Source organism: Pirellulales bacterium, assembly GCA_019636335.1.
Classification (GTDB): Bacteria; Planctomycetota; Planctomycetia; order Pirellulales; family JAEUIK01; genus JAHBXR01.
In genome coordinates, this window is sequence record JAHBXR010000004.1 from 156,155 (window position 1) to 178,951 (window position 22,797).

The 22,797-nt window shown below is 62.7% G+C and carries 15 protein-coding genes and 1 tRNA gene; 10 read left to right on the top strand and 6 right to left on the bottom strand.

Going from position 1 to position 22,797, the window contains the following annotated elements; genetic code table 11:
- The first annotated feature begins 171 nt into the window (after positions 1 to 171).
- The 8 genes from KF708_06000 (at position 172) to KF708_06035 (ending at position 8,116) form a co-directional block, all read left to right on the top strand.
- A complete protein-coding gene (locus KF708_06000) occupies positions 172 to 762 on the top strand; it encodes a hydrolase (GenBank protein MBX3412253.1) in 591 nt (196 codons plus the stop codon).
- A 459-nt stretch (positions 763 to 1,221) separates the two neighbouring features.
- On the top strand, positions 1,222 to 2,601 hold the full coding sequence (locus tag KF708_06005) for a DUF1501 domain-containing protein (protein MBX3412254.1): 1,380 nt from the start codon (positions 1,222 to 1,224) through the stop codon (positions 2,599 to 2,601).
- Between the two features lie 242 nt (positions 2,602 to 2,843).
- Positions 2,844 to 3,569 carry a US12 family protein gene (locus KF708_06010; protein MBX3412255.1) on the top strand — a complete coding sequence of 242 codons (726 nt, stop codon included), beginning with the start codon at positions 2,844 to 2,846 and terminating at the stop codon, positions 3,567 to 3,569.
- A 281-nt stretch (positions 3,570 to 3,850) separates the two neighbouring features.
- Complete coding sequence (gene ispF, locus KF708_06015; GenBank protein ID MBX3412256.1) at positions 3,851 to 4,348, top strand: 2-C-methyl-D-erythritol 2,4-cyclodiphosphate synthase; 498 nt, start codon at positions 3,851 to 3,853, stop codon at positions 4,346 to 4,348.
- Between the two features lie 44 nt (positions 4,349 to 4,392).
- Positions 4,393 to 5,937 (top strand): cysteine--tRNA ligase, encoded by a 1,545-nt coding sequence (gene cysS, locus KF708_06020; GenBank protein ID MBX3412257.1) that lies wholly within the window; start codon positions 4,393 to 4,395, stop codon positions 5,935 to 5,937.
- A gap of 20 nt (positions 5,938 to 5,957) precedes the next feature.
- Positions 5,958 to 6,485 carry a crossover junction endodeoxyribonuclease RuvC gene (ruvC, locus tag KF708_06025; GenBank protein ID MBX3412258.1) on the top strand — a complete coding sequence of 176 codons (528 nt, stop codon included), beginning with the start codon at positions 5,958 to 5,960 and terminating at the stop codon, positions 6,483 to 6,485.
- Between the two features lie 38 nt (positions 6,486 to 6,523).
- Positions 6,524 to 7,150, top strand: coding sequence for a Holliday junction DNA helicase RuvA (locus KF708_06030; GenBank protein ID MBX3412259.1), 627 nt, complete (start codon positions 6,524 to 6,526; stop codon positions 7,148 to 7,150).
- Positions 7,151 to 7,222: 72 nt separating this feature from the next.
- Positions 7,223 to 8,116 carry a hypothetical protein gene (locus tag KF708_06035; protein ID MBX3412260.1) on the top strand — a complete coding sequence of 298 codons (894 nt, stop codon included), beginning with the start codon at positions 7,223 to 7,225 and terminating at the stop codon, positions 8,114 to 8,116.
- A 157-nt stretch (positions 8,117 to 8,273) separates the two neighbouring features.
- On the opposite strand, the gene KF708_06040 is transcribed toward KF708_06035, so the two are convergent.
- The 6 genes from KF708_06040 to KF708_06065 form a co-directional block, all read right to left on the bottom strand.
- On the bottom strand, positions 8,274 to 8,567 hold the full coding sequence (locus KF708_06040) for a type II toxin-antitoxin system RelE/ParE family toxin (protein MBX3412261.1): 294 nt from the start codon (positions 8,565 to 8,567) through the stop codon (positions 8,274 to 8,276).
- Between the two features lie 8 nt (positions 8,568 to 8,575).
- Positions 8,576 to 8,785, bottom strand: a complete 210-nt coding sequence (locus tag KF708_06045; protein ID MBX3412262.1) for a hypothetical protein — start codon at positions 8,783 to 8,785, stop codon at positions 8,576 to 8,578.
- Between the two features lie 139 nt (positions 8,786 to 8,924).
- The gene (locus KF708_06050) at positions 8,925 to 9,494 is read right to left on the bottom strand and encodes a hypothetical protein (GenBank protein ID MBX3412263.1); all 570 of its coding nucleotides are present in this window, start codon (positions 9,492 to 9,494) and stop codon (positions 8,925 to 8,927) included.
- Positions 9,473 to 9,685 (bottom strand): hypothetical protein, encoded by a 213-nt coding sequence (locus KF708_06055; GenBank protein MBX3412264.1) that lies wholly within the window; start codon positions 9,683 to 9,685, stop codon positions 9,473 to 9,475. Before KF708_06055 ends, KF708_06050 begins: the two co-directional genes overlap by 22 nt.
- Positions 9,686 to 9,773: 88 nt before the next feature.
- Positions 9,774 to 9,856: transfer RNA gene (locus tag KF708_06060), tRNA-Leu, on the bottom strand.
- Between the two features lie 114 nt (positions 9,857 to 9,970).
- Positions 9,971 to 11,125 (bottom strand): exo-alpha-sialidase, encoded by a 1,155-nt coding sequence (locus KF708_06065; protein ID MBX3412265.1) that lies wholly within the window; start codon positions 11,123 to 11,125, stop codon positions 9,971 to 9,973.
- Between the two features lie 340 nt (positions 11,126 to 11,465).
- Here KF708_06065 and KF708_06070 point away from each other — a divergent pair, with 340 nt between their 5' ends.
- A complete protein-coding gene (locus KF708_06070) occupies positions 11,466 to 12,713 on the top strand; it encodes a hypothetical protein (protein MBX3412266.1) in 1,248 nt (415 codons plus the stop codon).
- Between the two features lie 441 nt (positions 12,714 to 13,154).
- Positions 13,155 to 22,769 carry a hypothetical protein gene (locus KF708_06075; GenBank protein ID MBX3412267.1) on the top strand — a complete coding sequence of 3,205 codons (9,615 nt, stop codon included), beginning with the start codon at positions 13,155 to 13,157 and terminating at the stop codon, positions 22,767 to 22,769.
- Positions 22,770 to 22,797 lie beyond the last annotated feature (28 nt).

Here is a 22,797-nt window from a genome sequence, read left to right on the forward strand (position 1 = left end):
CCGAGTACGACACTCCCTTAGACCGACGGGCGCGCAGACCATCACGAACGGAGGCCGCGCGGGTTCCTGTAGACAGCGGCATCCATCATAGGCGAAACTTGGGCGCGCGGCGACAGTTTCGAGCACTCGCTCCCCACGACCGCAAAACCCTCTGCTGGCGCAAGTTGAACCATGCCCGATGCTCCCGCTCCCCTGCCGCGCAGCCCCGAGCTCATGTCGCGGCACGATACGGCCCTGCTGGTCGTCGACGTGCAGGGCAAACTCATCACGCTGATACCCGAATATCGTCGGATCGTGTGGAATATTCGGCGCCTGATCGACGGAGCGAAGATTTTCGGGCTCCCGCTGGCCGGCACGGAGCAGTATCCCCAGGGCCTGGGCCCCACCGTTCCGGAGCTAGCCAGCCTGCTGGGGGATATCCCCGGCAAGACCGCCTTCAGTTGCGGCGAGTGCGGCAAGCTCTTCCACCAATGGGAATCTCGCGGGGTGCGAAAAATTCTACTCTCGGGAATCGAGGCCCACGTCTGCGTCAGCCAGACGGCCCACGACCTGATGGCGGCCGGCTTCCGCGTCTACCTGGCGGCCGACGCCGCCGGTTCCCGTTTCGAGATCGATTACACCACCGGCCTGCGCCGCCTCGAATCGGCCGGCGCGACGATCACCACCACCGAAGCCGCCCTGTTCGAATGGTGCGAACGCTCCGGCACGCCGGAGTTCAAACAGATCAGTGCGCTAGTCCGTGAGCAGCCACCTGGCAAGTGATTGCGTCGTCGCTCGTCGCGAGAAGTTTGGTGGCCAGGAGCCGGCAGCCGCAAAGCAGCGGCAGTGAATAGCCAGGGGCGTGAGCCCCTGGAAGCGGACGAAAGGCGAAAGACCTGATTCTTTCACAATCCCAACATCCAAGCCCCAACGGGGCGACAATCGCGTCGTACTGCTGTCGCCCCGATGAGGCTCAAAATCTTATTGAACAGCCGACACACCTCCAGGGGCTCACGCCCCTGGCTATTGACGGTTGCCCCGTTGGGGCTTTTTTTATCGACCGTTGTGCATCACCGGCAATTCGATCTTCGGAAAGTGCATGCGGGTCGAGTAATCGTTCCCTTCAAACGGAACCTATATCGAAACCCCTGTTTTCTTGCTTCCCGGCCCCTCCGGTGATACGATCCAAACTCGGCATTCTGCCGGGGCAAATCGCGTTTTCGCACTCAGGGGATCGGACCGATGCTGCGACTGATCGGCAAGGGCACGGCGCACACCTGCGACGGCATCACGCGGCGCGATTTTCTCGAGGCGGGCACCCTCTCGGCCATCGGACTCACGCTGCCGCAGCTCATGGCGATGCAGGCGCAGGGCGCCGTCACCCCCGCGCACGATGAACGCAGCGTGATCATGATCTTCAACCTGGGCGCGCCGAGCCAGCTCGACACCTGGGACATGAAGCCCGACGCGCCGGCCGAGATCCGCGGTCCCTTCAAGCCAATCACCACGTCGGCCCCCGGCATCGAGATCTCCGAGATCTTCCCGCAGATGGCGCGGCACGCCGACAAGTTCTCCCTCGTGCGAAGCTGCTACCACACGGCGGCCGCGGTCCACGATACTGGTCACCAGATGATGCAGACGGGGCGCCTCTTTACCGGCGGCATCAACACACCCCACGCCGGGTGTGCCGTCTCGTACCTGCGTGGGCGGAAGAGCGACCTGCCGGCGCACGTGATCCTGCCCGAGCCGATGGGCCGCACTGGCGGCAATCTGCCGCACGGACAAGACGCCGGGTTCCTCGGCAAGGCGCACGATCCTTTCGTGCTGATGGCCGATCCGTCGAAGCCCGACTTCCAAGTGCCCGACCTGCTGCCCCCCAAGGAAATCGGTGAAGTACGACTCGCGCGGCGCCGCAAGCTACGCTCCATCGTCGACGAGCGCGTGAAGGCCTTCGAGACGAGCGCCAGCGCCCAGCAGCTCGACAACAACTTCGAGGCGGCCTTCCGTCTGATGACGAGCACGCAGGCCCGCGAGGCCTTCGACCTAACTCGCGAAAAACCCGAGACGCGCGAGCGTTACGGCATGACGCGCTTCGGCCAAAGCTGCCTGCTCAGCCGGCGCTTGATCGAGGCGGGCGTGCGCTTCGTCACCGTGAATACTTTTCTGACGGTGTTCGACGAGATCACCTGGGACATCCACGGATCGAAGCCGTTCACCTCGATCGAAGGCATGCGCGACATCGTCGCCCCGATGTACGATCAGGCCTACAGTGCGTTGCTCGAGGATCTGAGCCAGCGCGGCCTGCTCGAGAACACCATGGTCTGCAATCTGGCCGAGTTCGGCCGCACGCCCAAGGTGAACCCCGCCGGCGGGCGCGATCACTGGCCGCAATGCTGGACCGTGTCGTTCGCCGGGGGGGGCGTGCAAGGGGGGCGTGTCGTGGGGCGCAGCGATCCGATCGGCGGCGTGCCGGCCGAGCGGCCGGTCGAGCCGGCGGAGATCGTGGCCACGATCTACAAGAGCCTCGGACTCGATCTGGAAACGAAGCTGCCTGGCCCGCAGTCGCGGCCGTTCCCGCTGGTCGATTTCGGCGTCCACGAGATTCGCGAGCTGTTCGCGTAACCGCCAACTCCTGTGCGGGGCGCGAGTTTCGGCCCCTCGCGGCACGATCGGCACAAACGACAAAGTCCTGTTGCGACGGGCTCCCGGCCCTCTTGCCGCGGCGGCAACTGTTGTTGACCGGCGCACCAGGGACTTGTAGAGTTCAGCGTGAAGGTCGATCGAACGCTAAGTTGCCAGCATGCAACAGTTTTCGCGTCACTGGACGCGCCGCGCGGCTCAAAAAACCCCTGGGGTAACGTCACATGAGTTACGTCGACGACAACAATCCATATCGTGCCGGTCTCGGCACCCTGGCCGCGCAGGCCGATGTCAACGAGCGAGCCGAGTTCATCACGAAGACTTACCTGCACCTGGCCGGTGCGGTGAGCGCCTTCGTTGGGCTCGTGTACCTGTTGCTGAATTTCTTTCCGGCGACCGAACAACTCGTGCAATGGATGACCGGTGGTTACGCCTGGCTCGTCGTGCTCGGCGCCTTCATGCTGGTGAGTTGGATCGCGCAGAGCTGGGCCATGTCGGCCACGTCGATCGGTCTCCAGTATGCCGGCCTTTCGCTCTACGTCGTGGCGCAAGCCTTCATCACGCTGCCACTCGTCTGGGTCGCGCAGAACTTCGCCGCGCCGGGTACTATACCCGCGGCCGCGGTTATTACGCTCGTCCTCTTCGGTGGTCTGACGGCCATCGTCTTTGTCACGCGGTACGACTTTTCGTTCCTGCGCGGCATTCTCATGCTGTCGGGCTTCGTGGCCCTCGGCGTGATCGTGTGCAGCATCCTGTTCAGCTTCAACCTGGGCATGCTGTTCACCGCGCTGATGATCGCCTTCGCCTGCGGCTACATCCTCTACGACACGTCAAACATCATGTACCACTACCGCATCGGCCAGCACGTGGCGGCTGCCCTCGGGTTATTCGCCTCGGTGGTGTTGCTCTTCTGGTGGGTGTTGCGACTCGTGATGGCCTCGCGCGACTAAGCCCCGTGCGCCACCACAACTCGAAACTCCACACGGCCACGCCAACCGGCGTGGCCGTGTGCGTTGCGGGGCAGGCAACTCGCGTCTGGCAGCGGTCGAAATAGAGGCACGCTCACCACGAAAAGAGTTACGGCGTCGATGTTTAGCGATCTCGACCTCGCGTTGTCAGTGAGGGCGAGAAGCGATATAATCCGCCGCAGAATCGAGGACTTTCCGCGTCGGATTCGTGCCCGTGGCAAGACCGTACGGCAGCACGCCGGCCGCGACCCTGGATCCACCGACTGGGAGACGACGCCACGCTCGCTGCAAGAGTTGGAATCGGACACGATACGCATCGCCTGGCCCCCGGCGGTCCGTTGCGATTGGGCGGGATCGACGTCCCCTTCGAGCACGGTCTAGTGGGGCATAGCGATGCCGACGTGCTCCTGCACGCCGTGACCGATGCCCTGTTGGGCGCCGCGGCGCAGGGAGACATCGGCGAGCTGTTTCCCGACACCGATCCGGCGAACCGTGGTCGCGATTCGGCCGATATGTTGATCGCCGCTCGCCAGCGCGTGGCGGCCGCCGGTTATCGCGTCTCGAACGTCGATTGCATCGTGTTCGCCGAGCGACCCAAACTTTCACCCTTCAAGGATGCCATTCGCGAGCGCCTGGCCGCCCTGCTCGAGATACCGATCGATCGTGTCGGCGTCAAAGCCAAGACGGGAGAAGCCGTCGGGCCGGTCGGGCGGATGGAAGCGATCATGGCCCAGGCAATCATCGCGATCGAACCATGTTGACCACTTCACCGCAGCACACTCCCTCAGAGACTCAAGCGCCCCCTATGGCGATTCGCATCTACAACACGCTGTCGAAGAATAAAGAACCCTTCGAACCGTTGCAGCCCGGCAAGGTGGGCATCTACCTGTGCGGGCCCACGGTCTACAAGCCCAGCCACATCGGCCACATGGTCGGGCCGGTGATCTTCGACACGATCAAGCGCTATCTCGTCTACTGCGGCTTCGACGTGACGCTGGTGATCAACGTCACCGACATCGACGACAAGTTGATTAACGAATCGCGCACGCGCGGCATGACGATGCCCGAGCTCGCGCGCGAGATGACCGACGACTACATGGCCAACCTCCAGGCGATGGGAGTCGAAACGGTCGATCACTTCCCGCGCGCCACCGACAACATCGAAGAGATCATCGCCCTGACCAGAACGCTCGTCGATGGCGGCTTCGCCTACGTGGCCGCAGGGGGGGACGTCTACTTCGAGGTGGGCAAGGATCCCGAATATGGCAAGCTGAGCCATCGCTCGGTCGAGGCGCTCGTCGGCGAAGGGGGCGACATGGCCGATCGCAAGCGCTCGGCCGCCGACTTCGCCCTGTGGAAGGGGGCCAAGCCGGGCGAGCCCTCGTGGCCCAGCCCCTGGGGACCCGGCCGGCCTGGGTGGCATATCGAATGCTCGGCCATGAGCCGCCGGTTGCTCGGCGAGTCGTTCGACATTCACGGCGGCGGGCTGGATCTCGTCTTCCCGCACCACGAAAACGAAATCGCCCAGAGCGAATGCTGCCACGGCAAACCCCAGGCCAAGTACTGGCTGCACAATGGACTGATGCAGGCGGCCGATGAAGTCGGCAAAGTCGGCGGACGCAACACGCGCACCGCGGCCGATGGCGACGATCGCGCCGAGCAAGAAGCGGGCAAGATGGGCAAATCGAAGGGGGCCAGCGCCTTCCGCGACCTGCTCCAGCAATACTCGGCCGAGACGATCCGCTTCTTTTTGCTATCGACGCACTACCGCCGACCGATCTACTACAGCGCCGAGCGTCTCGACGAGGTCGGCACCAGCCTGGCCACGTTCTATCGTTTCTTCGAGCGTTTCGCCCGCGTCGCGGGCTCGAGCTTCTACGAGTTGCAGCCCCCCGTGCGGCGCGGCGCCCAGCACGACGCGAAGAGTCTCGGCGCGGCCGAGCGCGAGCGCTATCTCGAAACCATGGACGACGATTTCAACACCGGCGGCGCCATCGGCGTGCTGTTCGATCTCGTCCGGTTGCTCAATAAGTTCGTCGACGAAAACAAGCTGGAAGAGCGCGACAAGCAAACGCCCGAGCTGATGGGCCGGCTGCGCGAAGGCGCCCTCACCTTGCGCGAGCTGTCGGCCATTCTGGGCCTGTTCCGCGAGCCGGTCGTTCAAGCTGACGCCGCCGGGGGGGACGATCTGGCCGATGGACTGATGCAGCTCATCATCGAGATCCGCGCCGAGTCGCGCAAGAAGAAGGACTTCGCCACGGCCGACAAGATTCGCGACGCGCTCACTGCCCTGCGCGTCACGCTCGAGGATCGCCCCGACGGCACCGGTTGGAAGCGCGCCGCGCCGTAAGGCCCGCGAAACTTCTATCCATGAACCATCCTGCCAGCACGCTGCGGATCCTGGGCGTTGATCCGGGCCTCAACATCACGGGCTACGGCGTGCTCGACGTTAGCGGCGGGCAACCGCAGTTGGTCGAGGCCGGTGTCGTGCGCGGCAAGACGCGTGGGTCGCTCACTGCCCGACTGGCCGAGATCCACGAAGGACTGGCCGAGGTGATCGCCACGCTTGCCCCGGCGGCCATGTCGCTCGAGCAGCTCTACAGCCATTACCAGCGGCCGCGTACGGCGATCTTAATGGGTCATGCACGGGGCGTGATCTGTCTGGCCGCCTCGCAAGCGGGGGTGCCGGTCTTTCACTACAACGCCACGCAGATCAAGCGCGTGCTCACCGGCAATGGCCGCGCGCCTAAGCTGCAGGTGCAGCAGGCGATCGAGCGCGAGCTGCGGCTCACCTCGCGGCCCGACCCCCCCGACGTGGCCGACGCCTTGGCCATTGCCATTTGTCACTACTATCTGAACCGCGACGGCATACGCCGCGCCCGCGCTCGCAAGGCCTGACGGGCCACGACTACCCACGCAATGGAGGCGATTCGACAGTGATTACGCGCATCACGGGCCGGCTGCTGGCAGTCTCGGAGGAGTACGTCACGCTCGCCGTGGGGGCGTTCGAGTACGAGGTGCTCATTCCCGAATTTTGCCGCCGCCAGTTGCAGCACGAGATCGGCAACGAGGTGAGCCTGCACACGATCGACTATCTCGAAGGAAACCCGATGCAGGGGCGGCTCACGCCCCGACTGGTCGGCTTCTTGAGCCAGGTCGAGCGTGAGTTCTTCAACCTGTTCTGCTCGGTCGACGGCGTGGGGGTGAAGAAGGCGCTGCGGGCCATGATCCGTCCCGTCCCCGAGGTGGCCCAGGCGATCGAGGAGCAAGAGATCAAGGTCCTCTCGGCGTTACCGGGCATCGGCCCCGCGATGGCCGAGCGCATCGTGGCCAAGCTGCGCCGCAAGGTGCCGAAGTTCGCGCTGCTGGTGGCCCGCGATCTCCCCGCCGGCGCGGACGTCGAGCGCGACGTGGTGGATGAAACCTACGAAGTGTTGCGCACGCTGGGGCATTCGGAAAGCGACTGCCGCCGCCTGATCGAAGCGGCACTGTCGCGGAAGAAGAAATACAAAGACGTGCAAGAACTGCTCACCGCGGTCTACGATCAGACGCACGCGGGGTGATGGCATCAAGTCGAGCGCCCGTGGTTCATTCGATCGGGTATCTGCCCGTTGGATTGGTGCGGGGAAATTCTCATGCCAAATGGATCGGATGCGAAATACGACGTCTGTCCCTGCTGCGGCTATGACTCGCTGCATGAGTGGTGTTCGATCTGTTATTGGGAAGAAGACACGGCATGCGAGCGGTTCCCAGATTGGACACGTGGTGCAAATTGGCATTCACTGCGCGAAGCACAGGAATTATTCAAGTTGTTTGGATTCTGCGACGGTCCACACGAGCCATGGGCAAATAGGCCGCTTATCGAGCGAACTAGTGGGTTCGAGCGCAGCTCTTCATGGCAACCGTTCACTCCGCCATTCCGCGGCCCGTCAATCGATCCCGACCTGCCACTGAACGACGCGACGTGTCCTTGCTGCGGATTCGTCACGATCAATGCGGGCGAGAATTGGTGTCCGATTTGTGGGTGGACCTTCTGCAGCCAACAGCAGAGTCCAGATGCTCAATGCATGCCGAATCGCATTAGCCTTCGCAACTCGCAATACAACTATGATCGCTGTGGCGCTATCAACGAGGCTTGGCTTCCATACGTTCGGAAGCCATATGTCCGCGACCGCCGTAATCCTGCCTGGCAACCGTTGCAGTGGTGTCACGACGCCACGCAGTACGGTCGGTTGGCTATTCCGGATTCTGCTACCAGATCAGACCTGACCTGTCCCTGTTGTGGGTACAAAGCTATTTCTATTCAGACTAGCATTTGTCCAATCTGTCTTTGGCACTTCTATCTGGGACACAGAGACGCGTTGGATGCGAGCAAGCCCAATTCGATCAACTTGCGTCAAGCACAAGAGAACTATCGCCGCATCGGTGCGTATCGCGAGTTACCGACCCACGAGTTTCCTTTTGCTAGCCCTCCACGTCAACCAACCGATGATGATGTGCGCGATCCAGAGTGGCGGTCCGTCGACTGAAGGTTCGAGGTTGCTCTATTGTGACGTGGAGCAAATCGATACTCCGCGCACACCTGCCCGAGTAGGTTTCTGAGGGATGATGTTTCGTGGGGCGCGCATTCAAGCACACCTGGAAGACCTGGCTGTCCCCTTGACGGGAAGGGTTACTCCAGTACGTCTACCTTCGGTCTTTCCAGTAGGCAGGACGGCGGCGATGATGGGCCACGGCGAGTATACGGACTCGCCCAGGGGCTTCGAGCACATAAATGAGTCGGTAAGGGAACGACTTCACGCGTATGTAGCAGAACTTTGTACCGGCAATCTCGTGCGTTCCTGTATCTGCCCTGATGGCCACTGCGGCGTTCATCACCGAGTCCCGAAAACGCTCCGCCGCCTGCACACTGCGAACGGAATACCACGCCTCGGCAGCACGAGCTTCCTCCGCGGCAAGATGATGGAAGACGATTTCCACGTCCTAAATCACTCTCTCGTCCAAAGGTTCGAGAGGGGAATAGAAGGCATAGTATCCTGCGCACGTCGTTCCAGTTCGTCGAGCAGCGCAGTATCGTCAGCGCTGAGTCCCGGCAGTTCTTCCGGTAACGAATCCAAGATTTCTCCCACCAGCAGGAGGCGTTCTTCTTCGGACAGCTTCAGCACGGCATCGAAGATTTGATCGCGAGCGGAGGACATGTCGGCAACCTCGGGTATCCAGAAGCAAGCAAGACTTCCGATTCATTGTAAACAGTGGCGCCTCATTTTACCTGCGGCAGATCAAGTGGCGAATAGTACGGTTTGCATCGCGGAAATCGGAGAGACGGACCGCCTTGGGTCACTCGATCGGTTTCGCTTGAGCGATTAACTGGTTCCAATAGGGAGTTAAATCTAATGCCTTAACCCAATGCTCGAGGTAAGCGTGATCGAGAACGGCGAACTGCACCTCGTAAACGCCAATCGCATCTTGCAGTTGCTTTTCGCTACCACCATACATCTGCGACCAGCGCAACTTCTGAACGATCGTATCTTCTGGAGCACTGACGTGCAGCGCGAGGTCGCCTGCCCGGTCCTGCATGCGACGCGCAAAGCGGCTCTGGTCGAACTCTTCCTCGGTCAAGAGCCAGAAATCGACTTTATCTCCTTCGCCCAACTCCAGCAGGTTGAACGTGGAACGCCGGGCGATCGCCTCGCTCATCGCCGGGCGGCTCAGGTAATAGTCGGGCGGCGGAAACGCCGCCAGCAGCCCCTCGATGTGGGATGTCGCAAGCTGCACCACGATATCGATATCGTGAGTCGCACGCGGATCACCTTGCAAGCTCGAAGCCAGCGATCCGGTCAGCATGAAGGGGACCTCCAAGCGCTCCAGCACTTGAACGGTCTGCTTCAATAGTTCCGATTGTGACATGCGGCCAGCCGTGCGAGGTAGAGCTGGTGGAACTCATCGTCCGGCAGCGTGGGAAATCGACGTCGCAATCCCTGCCGAAACAAGCTCCGCGACAGTTCGGTCAATTCGAACGCTTTCCTCAGTCGCTGCTCGGACGTCATGGCCCGCAGCACTGCCAGATGCCGGGCATGATTCTGGCGCGGCTTGGACATTCGCATCTCGCCATCCCGCGCAAAACCCCGACCGAGAACTGCCGGGACGATCCCAAATGCCAGGCGAACCGCCCACGGAAGGAAAAAATACCGGAGGTGGGAGTCGAACCCACACGTCCTTGCGGACACTGGATTTTGAATCCAGCGCGTCTGCCATTCCGCCACTCCGGCGCGCAATGCGCATCCTGAAGAGTTTAGCAGCCTGGAGAAGAATTCAACAGGCGGTGCCGCACGGTTGCTCGCGGTCCATCGGCGCCCCGTCCCCCAGGATACCGGACTCCATGTTCACCTACTGCCTGGATCCCAAATCGTGGCCATGATGCGACGGAACGGACTCTCCTGCGGATAGAAGTAATACAGCGTGACCACTTTTCCGTCGGGGCGCTGCAGGGTGCGGGGATAGCCCAGGTCTCGGCCACCGCCCCCGGTTTGCAGCACGAACGGCGCGCTCCACGTGAGGCCCTCGTCGCGGCTGAATTTCGCCTGTATTTCATAAGGCGCCTTGCGCACGCCGTAAGTCAGGCACAGCCTGCCGTCGGCCAAGCGAATCATCGCGGGAGGATTGCCCTCGCCCAAGTCGTCGACCGCGTCGCCGAGCGCCTGCCAGCTCTGCCCGTTGTCGTCCGATTTCCAGAGGTCGATCCAGCGATGCTTGGGCTCGTCCTCGGCCGCGCGGCGACGGGTCGCCAGCACCAGCTTCTCGGGCGAGAGGCGAACGGTCGAGGGCATGATCGAGAAGCCATTCGGCGACGGTCCCACGTACGAGAGGAACTCCCAACTCAGGCCACCGTCGGTCGTCCGGCCGCAAAACACGCGCCCCTCCTGGTGGTTCTTTTTCGACGCCGTCAGAAAGACATGGCAATCGCGCGGGCCGTTCACCAGGTAATCGGTGCGGGCCATGACCCCCAACTGGCCGAACGAGGGGACCTCGAACGGCCCCTGCCACGTGTGCCCGCGGTCGTACGAATAGTAGAGCCGAGAGCTGCCGCCGTCGACGCCGCTGAAACGCAGCGTCATCGAGAAGTCGGGATGCGTGAAGTCGATCGGTTCGGTGATCGGCCGCGCGGCCGCTTCGGCGTGTGCGGGATCCTGCGTGCCGTGTCGCATACCGCCGAAGTTGATGAGCTGACCGCGCTCGTGAGGATACTCCGTCTGCCACGATTCGCCACCATCGAGACTGCGGGCCAGCACGTGGTACTCTGGTTTGCCACGGTCGATGTTGTGCCGCTCTTCGCCCAGATTGGCGTGCTGCCCGACGCTGAAGCCCACCAGCAACTCGTCCCCCCAACCCCACAGACCATGATTCGCCGGCCAACCGGCAAAAAGCCCCTCTTGGCCAAAGACTACGACCTGCCGTTCGACCTTCGGTTCGGCCGCCAACCCCACACGGCAACAAAACGGCAGAAATAAAATGGCGAGGATTTGCCGGTTACGGCGCATAGCGATTCATCCGATCGGGCAACGGGGTCGGAACCAGGGCCAGATTGCATTTTGCATGGTTTGGCCGTGTCAGGAAACCCACGACCGGTGGCGACTTAGCGAACGTGCCGGTCCCGGCGAGCAACTGACGCCGCACATGCGAAGCTACACAAAGCCTAGCGATTGCCCCGGTTTTATCTGACGGGCAAGACTGCGGTGTTATTCCGCCTTTGCACACACACGCATCAAACCTGAAACATCGAACATTTCAGGCCGATCCGTCTAAAGACGCATAACCCGCTCGGCGGGATCGCCGTGCGTGATCGTGCAACACCCTATCGGAATCATAAAGGTGCGAACCGTGAAGACCCTTACCGCATGCATGGCGGCCTCTGCACTGATGATGGTACCGCTGGCTACGTCTGCCCAGCAGGCGGGGTACGCTTATCCACCATCCGGCATGCAGCCGACGGCCTCTCAGCAGTTCGCGCCACAGCCGGGAGCCCCCCAACACCTGCCGCCGGTCTTGCACCCCTCGATTGGTGCGCCCGCGGGTAACGTCGGGCATCAGCCCGCCATGTACGGACCCATCTCGCAAGGGCTCCCCTACGAAACGAGCCCCCGCGACGTACGTTACGAGTTGACTGGCGCCGGCAATTCGTGCGACAGCTCGTGCTGCGACGACAGTTGCTGCGCGGATCGCTGCTGTGCGGTCTACACCGGGCACAAGACCGGGGTCTTCGCCGACTTCCTGCTGTTGCAACCGCGCGGCATCGACATGCCCTACGCGATTCCGCAGAACGGTATCGATCCGGCGATCGCCGTGCCGGTCGGTCCCGTGGGGGTCGCCGATCCCGACTACGAGCCCGGCTTCCGCATCGGCGGCAACTTCGCGCTAAGCTCCTGCACGAGCATCGGTGCGATGTTCAGCTACCTCGACACGCAGACGAACGGTTCGATCGCGATCGACCAGCCGAACGTGATCCACTCGCTGGTCACGCATCCCAACACGATCAGTGCCGCCGCGAACACGCAATTGTCCGAGGCGAGCTACGACATCGATTTCCGCATCGCGGACGTCTATTATAAGGCCCTGTGGAGCGGCGGCCCCTACCACGAAGTAAACTGGCTCGTCGGTGCCCGGTATGCCCATCTCAGTCAGGATTTCAACGAACGACATAGCGTTAACGTCGGGCTGACGACCACGGCCACCGACATCGACTTCGACGGCGCCGGTCCCCGCTTCGGTCTCGAGGCGGAACGCCGCTGCCGCACGAACGGCTTTCTCGTCTACGGCAATGCCTACGCGAGCTTCCTCGCCGGCAACTTCGGCGCGGACTACTTGCAGTCGAACACGTTTGCCCTCACACAGGCCGCCACGTCCTTCTCGGACGACCGAGTCGTCTCGATTCTCGAGTACGAAATCGGCATTGGTTGGATCAGTTGCAACGGTTGTGTTCGCGTGAAGGCCGGCTACTACATGGCCGCCTGGTACAACACGCTGACGACAGGCAAATGGGTGCAGGCCGTGCAGTCGAACAACTACGTCGACCAGGAAGACACCGTCACGTTCGACGGTCTCGTGACTCGGCTCGAATTCCTCTGGTAGCAGACGGCCAGGTCGGCGGTCGACCCACCACCACCTCGACCCCTTTCTCGACGGATAAACTCCGAAGCCGGACTTGCCGCAAGGTGAGTCTGGCTTCGGTTTTTTGTTGCGCCCGGCCGGCATGCTTCTTCCCCGTTCCGAAGGGCTCTCGTCTCACCAGAGTCGGGTGCCCCCTCGCACACCGGTGAAACAGGGGCAGCCCCGGCAGGGCGAACGCGCAGGGACCGCGGGATTTCCCCGAGAAATCCCCTTAAAAGCCCTTGCTTGCGAAATTAGCCGCAACTAGGCTAACCACCCGATTTAGCTAATCTTGCGATTTTGGCGAATCGTCAGATTTATCGTCTCCGGTAAGTCTTGCGCGCTAGTGCGCCAATGACTGACTGGGGGGCATTCTCCACCTTGATCGACCACCCATGACCTTACACGAAGAGGGGACCTGCCATGTTTCGTCGCCGTCGCGTTCGCCACGGTACTGAGGTTTCCCACGCTCCGCGCCGCCGCGGCACGCCGTTCGCCAGCCGTCTCGGCTCGTCGTCGCCGTTGAATCACCGCTCCTTCCACCTGGAACCAATGGAAGAGCGGCGCATGCTGGCGGTCGATCCGCTCATGTTCGACGTGGCCCTCGTCAAGGACATCAACCCCAGTGGGAGTTCTTCTCCCGCGGAATCGGTGAACGTGGGTGGGATTCTCTACTTCGCTGCTAGCGACGGGACAAACGGCCGAGAGCTGTGGAGGAGTGACGGAACCGAGGCTGGAACCGCCATGCTCGGGAACATCAACTCTGGCGCGGGCGACTCCGATCCTCAGAATCTGGTGAACGTGGGAGGCACTCTCTACTTTACTGCCGACGACGGCTTCAGAGGCCGGGAACTTTGGAAGAGCGACGGGACACCGGCTGGGACCGAGATCGTCAAGGATATCGAGTTCGGACCGCTAGGCTCCGCGCCCACCAGCCTGGTGAACGTGGGGGGCACCCTCTACTTTGGCGCCGGCGACACCACGAACGGTTATGAGCTTTGGAAGAGTGACGGGACCGAGGCCGGAACCGTGCTCGTCAAGGACATCCGTCCCGGCGGGCAAAGCTCCGTTCCCAACCATCTGACGAACGTAGGGGGAATCCTCTACTTCAACGCCTTCGTCGGTGCGAACGGTTTCGAGCTTTGGAAGAGCGACGGGACCGAGGGCGGAACCGTGCTGGTCAAGGATATCGCTCCCGACTTTGAGAGCTCCGATCCTACCCATCTGACGAACGTGGGGGGGATTCTCTACTTCGCCGCCGGCGACACCACGAACGGTTTCGAGCTTTGGAAGAGCGACGGGACCGAGGGCGGAACCGTGCGCGTCAAGGACATCAATCCTGGAATCTCCAGTTCCAATCCCAGCAACCTGACGAACGTGGGAGGGATCCTCTACTTCACTGCCGACGACGGCACGAACGGTACCGAACTTTGGAAGAGCGATGGGACCGAGGCCGGAACCGTGCAGGTCAAGGACATCAATATCAGTTCGTTCAGTTCCAATCCCAGTAACCTGACGAACGTGGGAGGGATCCTCTACTTCGCCGCCGACGACCTCGTGAACGGCACCGAGTTATGGAAAAGCGACGGGACCGGCGCCGGAACCGTGCGCGTCAAGAACATCAACGCCAGTATTATGGGGAGCTCGAACCCCAGCGAACTGACGAACGTGGCAGGGTTGCTCTACTTCAGCGCCGACGACGGCACGAACGGGGTCGAGCTGTGGGTGAGCGACGGGACCGAAATTGGGACCGTGCTCGTCAAGAATATCAGTCCCGGTGGGGGGAACTCGAATCCCAGCCAATTGACGAACGTGAGAGGGGCACTCTACTTCAGCGCCAACGACGGCACGAACGGCATCGAGCTGTGGAAGTTGGATGTGATCGACACGCTGCCGCCGCAGCGCCCCACGCTCGACCTGCTGACCGCCTTCGACACCGGCTCGGCCACGAACGACGACATCACGAACCTCGCCGTGCTCGACTTCCGTCTCTCGGCCGAGCTGGGGACGACGGTCCACATCAAGGACGGCGAGACGATCATCCACACGATCGACGATTTTACGCCCGACGCCGACGGCTTCCTGGTCGTGACGATCGACTTCAACACGGTCTTCGCCGATTTCGGCATTCCGGTCGAGGGGCCGCACCCGCTGTCGGCCGAGGCCTTCGACTACGCCGGCAACCGCAGCGCGCAGAGCGAAGTAGTGCCGCTGCTGATCGACACGACAGAACCGCTCGTGGGGGATCCCGCGCTCTATATCCTTTCGTCGAGCGTGACCGACGTCTGCCTGGACGACGACGTGATTCAGACGAGCATCAACGAACCGGCCTTCTCGGGCTACGTCGAAGCGCTTTCCACCGTGCGGCTCTACGCGCTCAATCTCGATGATCCAAGCGCGCAGCCCGTGTTGATCGGCGTCGGTCAGGCGGGTTCCGACGAGAGTGACGGCACCCCCGGCGACGGGCTGGGCATCTGGGAGATCACCGTCGAGCCACTGGCCGACGCCACGTACGCGATCACGATGCAGGTCGAGGACAGCGCCGGCAACATCACGAGCTATACGCACGGCGGCCAGCCAAACACCGTGCTGGTCAAGGACATCAACCCCAGCCCCGGCACCGGCTCCAGTCCCGAATTCCTGGTAAACGTGGGGGGGATCCTCTACTTCAGCGCCACCGACGGCACGAACGGCTTCGAGCTTTGGAAGAGCGATGGGACCGAGGCCGGCACCTTGTTGGTCAAGGACATCAACCCCAACCCCATCACCGGCTCCAGTCCCGAATTCCTGGTAAACGTGGGGGGGATCCTCTACTTCAGCGCCACCGACGGCACGAACGGCCGCGAGCTTTGGAAGAGCGATGGGACCGAGGCCGGCACCTTGTTGGTCAAGGACATCAACCCCAACCCCAACACGGGCTCCAACCCCAGCAGCCTGGTGAACGTGGGAGGGATCCTCTACTTCAGCGCCACCGACGGCACGAACGGTTATGAGCTTTGGAAGAGCGATGGGACCGAGGCCGGAACCGTACTCGTCAAGGACATCGTCGCCGGCGCGGGCAACTCCAATCCCCAGTACCTGACGAACGTGGGGGGTATCCTCTACTTCAGCGCCTTCGACACCACGAACGGTTATGAGCTTTGGAAGAGCGATGGGACCGAGGCCGGAACCGTCTTGGTCAAGGACATCAACCCCAACACGGGCTCCAGCCCCAGCAGCCTGGCGAACGTGGGAGGAATCCTCTACTTCAGCGCCCACGACGGCACGAACGGCTTCGAGCTTTGGAAGAGCGATGGGACCGAGGCCGGAACCGTACTCGTCAAGGACATCAACCCCAACCCCAACACGGGCTCCAACCCCAGCAGCCTGGCGAACGTGGGTGGGATCCTCTACTTCAGCGCCAACGACGGCACGAACGGCTTCGAGCTTTGGAAGCACGACGAGCGGTTGATCATCACGATCGACACGCTCGCGCCGCAGCGTCCCACGCTCGACCTGCTGGCGGCCTTCGACACCGGCTGGGCCACGAACGACGATATCACGCGCCTCACCTCGCTCGACTTCCGCCTCTCGGCCGAGCCAGGAAGTCACGTCGTGATTAAAGACGGCGAGGTCGTCATCCTCGAGATCCCGAACTTCACGCCCGACGCCGACGGTTTCCTGATCGTGACGGTCGACTTCAACACGGTCTTCGCCGATTTCGGCATTCCGGTCGAGGGACCGCACCCACTGTCGGCCGAGGCGTTTGACTGCGCCGGCAACCGCAGCGCGCAGAGCGAGGTGCTGCCCCTGCTGATCGACACGACGGCGCCCACGTGGACCTCGATCGAGGTTCTAAATGCCGTGGTCGACGGACCGAATCTCTATACGAACGTCAACCCGATCACGTTCGAAGGGAGCGCCACCGCGGGCGCCATCGTGCGGTTCTACTCCAATGGCGATCTCGTCGGCGAAGCGTATGTCGGCGACGATGAAAGTGACGGCAATCCGAACGATGGTTTTGGCGTCTTCACCGTCACGCTCGCGCCGCTCGCAGACGGTCAGCCAAACTTGACCATCCAGGTCGAGGACCTAGCCGGCAATCTAGACGACACGGACGAAGTCTTTCCAAATCTGATCCTCGACACGCTCGCGCCGCAGCGTCCCACGATCGACCTTTTAGCGGCCGACGACACGGGCTTTTCCAACGATGACGACTTCACGAGACTCACGGTGCTCCGTTTCCGCATCTCGGCCGAGGCCGGCAGCGACGTCGTCATCAAGGATGGCAACACCGTCATCGCGACGATCGACAACATCGTGCTCGATTCCGATGGCTTTGCCACGGTTACGCTCGACTTCGTGGCCAATCAAATCAACCACGGCATTCCGGCCGAAGGGCCACATCCCCTGTCAATCGAGTCGACCGACACGGCCGGCAATCGCAGCGCGCAGAGTGCCGTGCTGCCGCTGGTGATCGACAGGACCGCTCCCACCTGGACGTCCCTCGAACTCCTGAATGCCATTGCCGATGGACCGAATCTCTACACCAGAATCAACCCGATCACGATCGAGGGGCACGCGACCGCCCTGGCGCTGGTGCGTATCTACACCGACAACGGCTCCGACCTCATCGGCGAGGCCTACGTCGGCGACGACGATAGCGATGGCATCCCGGGCGATGGTTTCGGCGTCTTCACGGTCACGCTGGCGCCGCTCGTCGATGGCTCGTACGCGTTCCAAATCGAGATCGAGGATCGCGCCGGCAACCTCGATGGCCCGGACGACATCTTTACCAACACGATTCTCGACACCCTCCCCCCCCAGCGGCCGACGATCGACCTGATCACGCCGGACGACACCGGTTCGTTCGACAACGACGACATCACGAATCTCAGCACACTGACCTTCCGCATTTCGGCCGAGCCGGGCAGCGACGTCGTGATCAAGGACGGCGATACCGTCATCGTCACGTTGAACGATCTCGTGGTCGGCCCCGACGGCTTCACCACCGTCGTCATCGACTTTGCCAACATCCCCAACTTCGCGACCGAGGGTCCGCATCCCCTTTCGATCGAGTCGACCGATACGGCCGGCAACCGCAGCGCCCAAAGCGCCGTCCTGCCGTTGGTGATCGATCTGACCGACCCGATTCTCAGCGACAATCCGATCTTCATCCTCGCATCGAGCGTCACCGACATCTGTCTCGACGACGACGTCACGCAAACGAGCGTCAACGAGCCGGCCTTCTCGGGCTACGTCGAGGCCCTGGCCATCGTGCGGCTCTATGCCCGCAATGTCGACGACCCCGACTCCGTGCCCCAGTTGATCGGCATTGGCCAGGCTGGCTCCGACGAGAGCGATGGTGACCCGGCCGACGGCTACGGCATCTGGGAGATCACCGTCGAGCCGCTGGCCGACGGCAACTACGAGATCACGATGCAGGTCGAGGATGTGGCCGGCAACATCACGCCCTGGCCCGATCCCGACGGCGACGGCCTGTTCATCAAGATCGACACGCTCGCGCCGCAGCGGCCGACGATCGACCTGGTCAACATCTACGACACCGGTTCGTCCGATCTCGACAACGTAACGAACCTGTGGTGGCTCGACTTCCGTATCTCGGCCGAACCGGGGAGCCGCGTGCTGATCAAGGATGGGGAAGTCGTGATCTACGAGATCGACCACTTCATCCCCGGCCCCGATGGCTTCGCCATCGTCTCGATCGACTTCTTCTGGGAAGAGTTCGAGCACTTCATCTCGGCCGAAGGCCCACACCCGCTGTCGGTCGAGGCCTTCGATTGCGCCGGCAATCGCAGTGCCCAGTCGGAGGAGTTGCTGGTCGAAATCGATCTCACTGCCCCCTGTGCGGTGACGGCCGACATGCTCTCTTCCAGCGACTCGGGCACGTTCGACGACGACAACGTGACCAACATCCGCACGCCAGCCTTCTCGGGCTATGCCGAAGCGAACGCCACGATTCGCATCTATGCCTCGCCCGTCATCAACGGGGTCGTCGGCGCGCCCGAGCTGGTGGGAGTCGGCCGCGTCGGTTCGGACGAGAGCGACGGCAGACCCTGGGATGGCCTGGGCATCTGGGAAGTTACCATCGAACCGCTCGACGACGGCCAGTACATCATCACGACCGAGGTCGAGGATCTGGCCGGCAACGTTGGCTACTGCGAAGACGACTATGACTGCGGCGGTGGTGGCGGAGGGCCCGCCTTCGCCCCCGCCGGCGAAGGTGGATGGGGCTGCTGCTGCGATTGCTACTGCGACTGCGAACCCCTGACCATCTATATCGACACGCTCGTGCCGAACACGCCCTACCTCGATCTGGTCGCCTCGAGCGATACCGGTCGCCACAACGCCGACAACGTCACGTTCGACATCACGCCCACCTTCACGATCACTGCCGATGACCTGCCGGGCAACGTCAGCATCGATCCCAACGCGATCGTGAACCCGTTCTGGCACGACGTCGTATGGCGGCTCTTCGCGCGTCGCGGCGACACGCCGGAAGTGCTCGTGGCCAGTCTTAATTCGCTGAGCGAGCTCGGCCACTTCGTCACTACGCTCGACTTGCCCGCCTTCTTCGGTACGAATCCCGGCGACGTCGACGGCGTCTACAACTTCAAGCTCGAAGTAGAGGATCGCGCCGGCAACATCAGCCCCGACTTCCTGCTCCAGGTCACGTTCGACACGATCGCGCCGATTCCTGCGGGCGACCTGCACCCGAACAGCGACTCGGGTGTCACCGGCTACACCCCCACGTTCGGCGACAAGGTGACGAACGTGAAGACGCCCAGCTTCTTCGGCTCGGCCGAGGCGAACGTGTTCGTCGATCTGTTGATCGACGGCGTGCCGGCGGGGGGCTCGGTCTCGGTGCCGCTCGACGGCAACTTCGCCTTCCTGTTGAACGGCGAATTCTACACGCAGTCGAATCTGAATCTGCAAGACGGCCTGCACACGGCGATTTTCATTCACGAGGATCTGGCCGGCAACAAGCAGTCTTTCACGCGGCTGTTCTTCGTCGATACGCAAGGCCCGCGGATCACCAACGTCGTGCGGGGACAAGTCTCGTACGACGGCGTGCTCGATTTCGACGGGGTGAACAGCCTCTTCGCGCCGAAGCCGCAGAGCAACGTCGATCCGCTGATCCATAGCATCGTGGTCAACTTCCTCGACAACCCGCCGCGCGTGCAGCAGTTCTTGTACGAGGCAGTCTTCGCCGCGCTGGCCTCGCAGCCGGGCAACTACACCCTGATCGGTGATCGCACCGGTTACGTGACGATCGTCCAGGCGATTCCCACCTTCACGACGATCGCCGGCGTTCCCGCGCTGGCCAGCGTGGAGCTCGTGTTTTCGGAACCGCTGGCCGACGATCGCTACACCTTCTCCGTCTCGCAGAATCTCCGCGACCCGGCGGGCAACGCGTTGGACGGCGAATCGTCGGCCGCCGGGCCGTTTGCCGGCAATCCGGCGCCGCAAGATACGCCTCCCTTCTTTCCCACCGGCGATGGCTCGCCCGGTGGCGGTTTCGTCTCGCGCTTCACGGTCGACAGCCGTCCGGAACTGGGCACGTATGCCTCGACGACGATCTATCTCGACATCAACGGCAACGCGATTTGGGATCCGCAGGGTCAGAACAACGATCGTACGAACGTCGACTTGACGTTCCTCTTCGGAAATCCGTCGAGCCCGAACGACTCGCGCTTCGCCGGCAAGTTCAGCCCGCTGGTGAACGGCGTGAAGACGTTGACCGACGGCTTCGACAAGCTTGCTGCCTACGGCAACTTCGGCGGTACGTTCCGCTGGTTGATCGACACGAACAGCGACGGCGTCCCCGACCTGAACCTGGTGGACGCCTTCCAGAAAGACGGCATTCCGATCGCCGGCAACTTCGACGGGAACAAGGCCAACGGCGACGAGATCGGCTACTTCACCGGCGACAAGTGGTATCTCGATACGAACGGGGACTATATCCTCGATACCGTCATCACCTCGGCGTTGCGTGGCTTCCCGATCGTCGGCGATTTCGACGGCGACGGCTACGACGATCTGGCCACCTACGCGGCCGATCGGTTCCAGTTTGACTTCTACGCCAACGGCGGCTGGAACGGCGTCATCGAGGACACGATCCTGTGGGGCTTCGACGGCGTGGTCGAACGCCCGGTCGCGGCCGATATGGATGCCGACGGCGTCGACGACATTGGCCTGTGGGTACCCGGTCGTAGCGGCCAGCTCCCACGCGTCGCGGCCGAGTGGTTCTTCCTGGTCTCGGGACGCGATCCGATCCCGTCGCAGCCGGCCAACGGCGTGGCCCCCGCCAACGTCTATTACGGAACCGCCAACTGGCTGAAGCATGCCTTCTCGCCGGTGCCGTTCGGCAACGATCTGTTCTTCCAGTTTGGCGATGAGTTCGCGATTCCGATCATCGGCAACTTCGATCCGCCGAACGATCCGCTGACCGACAACTTCGCCTTCTTGCCGTTCGAAGATTCGTTCGACCGGGCCGATAGCACCAACCTGGGGCCGAAATGGGTCGAGCGCCTCGGCAACGTGCGGATCGCCAGCGGCGAGTTGGTGCTGCACAATAACGCCACCAGCATCGCGGCGCTCAACGGCGTCACGGCCACCGACGTCAGCGTCGAAGCCGTGATCGACGTCACCAACGGCAGCAGCGTCGGTTTGCTGGCACGCTACGGCGGCTCCGGCGACTCGAACGCCTACATGGGTCTGCTCGTCAAGACCGGAAGCGGCTACGCGGCGCAAATCTGGCGCAACGTCGGTGGCACGTGGACGAACCTGACCAGCCAGTCTGTCGGGCGCGGCCAAGGCACCCTGCGGTTCGAAGTGGTCGGCACGAGCCTGCGGCTCCTCTTCAACGGACAGACCGTCGGTCAGGCGACCGACGGCGTGCTCACCACCGGGGGTGGCGTCGGCCTGCGTCACTCGGGGGGCAAGGTCGCTAGTTTCAAGGCCGAGACCCAACTGCTCCCGTTCCGCGCCGCGACCGCGTTGCCCTTCGTCGACGACTTTGCCCGAGCCAACAGCACATCGTTGGGCGTCAACTGGCAAGAGCTCGAAGGCGACATCGGCATTTCGAACGGGGCCGCCGTGCTCTATCGCAATGCCACCTCGGTGGCCACGCTCGTGGATGTGGCCGTGGCCGATGTCGTGGTCAGCGCCGATATCGACATCACGGGTGGTGGCAACGCCGGCCTCTTGGCCCGTCACAGCGGGCCGGGCGATTCGAACGGCTACATGGCCCGCTTGTACCGCGGCGATGCTTTCTACGCGGCACAAATCTGGCGCAACGTCGACGGCCAGTACGTGCCGCTCCGCAGCGTGCCCGTCTCTGGCGGCGCCGGCAACCTGCGGTTCGAGGTGATCGGCTCCGAGTTGAAGCTCTACTTCAACGGACAGCTCGTCGCCAGCACGATCGATACCTACATCACGGGCGCCGGATCGGCCGGCATCCGGCACTCGGGGGGTAAGCTCGATAACTTCCAAGTCGAACGCGCCACGGCGCCCACCGCACTGGCCGCCTCGCTTCCCTTTGCCGATGCCTTTACGCGGAACGACAACTCGCTGCTCGCGGCCGATTGGGTGACCCGCGCCGGCGACTTCCGCATCTTTGGCGGCAAGGTGAACATCGGCGCGGGCGAAACCTCGATCGCGGTCCTCAACGGCGCGGTTCAGGCCAACGTCAGCGTCGTGGCCGAGATCGACGTTACCGCCGGTGGCAATATCGGTCTACTGGCCCGCTACAGCGGACCGGGGGACTCGAATGCCTACATGGGACGGCTTGTGACCAGCGGCGGACGCTACTATGCCCAAATCTGGAAGAACCTGGGAGGCAACTGGACCTACCTCACCCACGCCGAAGTTGCCAGCGGCAGCGGCACGCTGCGATTCGACGTGGTGGGCAACTCGTTGAAGCTCTACTTCGACGGCCTGCTGGTCGGCGATACGGTCGATGCGAGCATCACCGCCGCCGGACAAGTCGGCTTCCGACACTCGGGGGGCACGCTCGACAACTTCAGCGCGCAATAGCTTGCCCTGAAACTGCCCGCGGAAAATC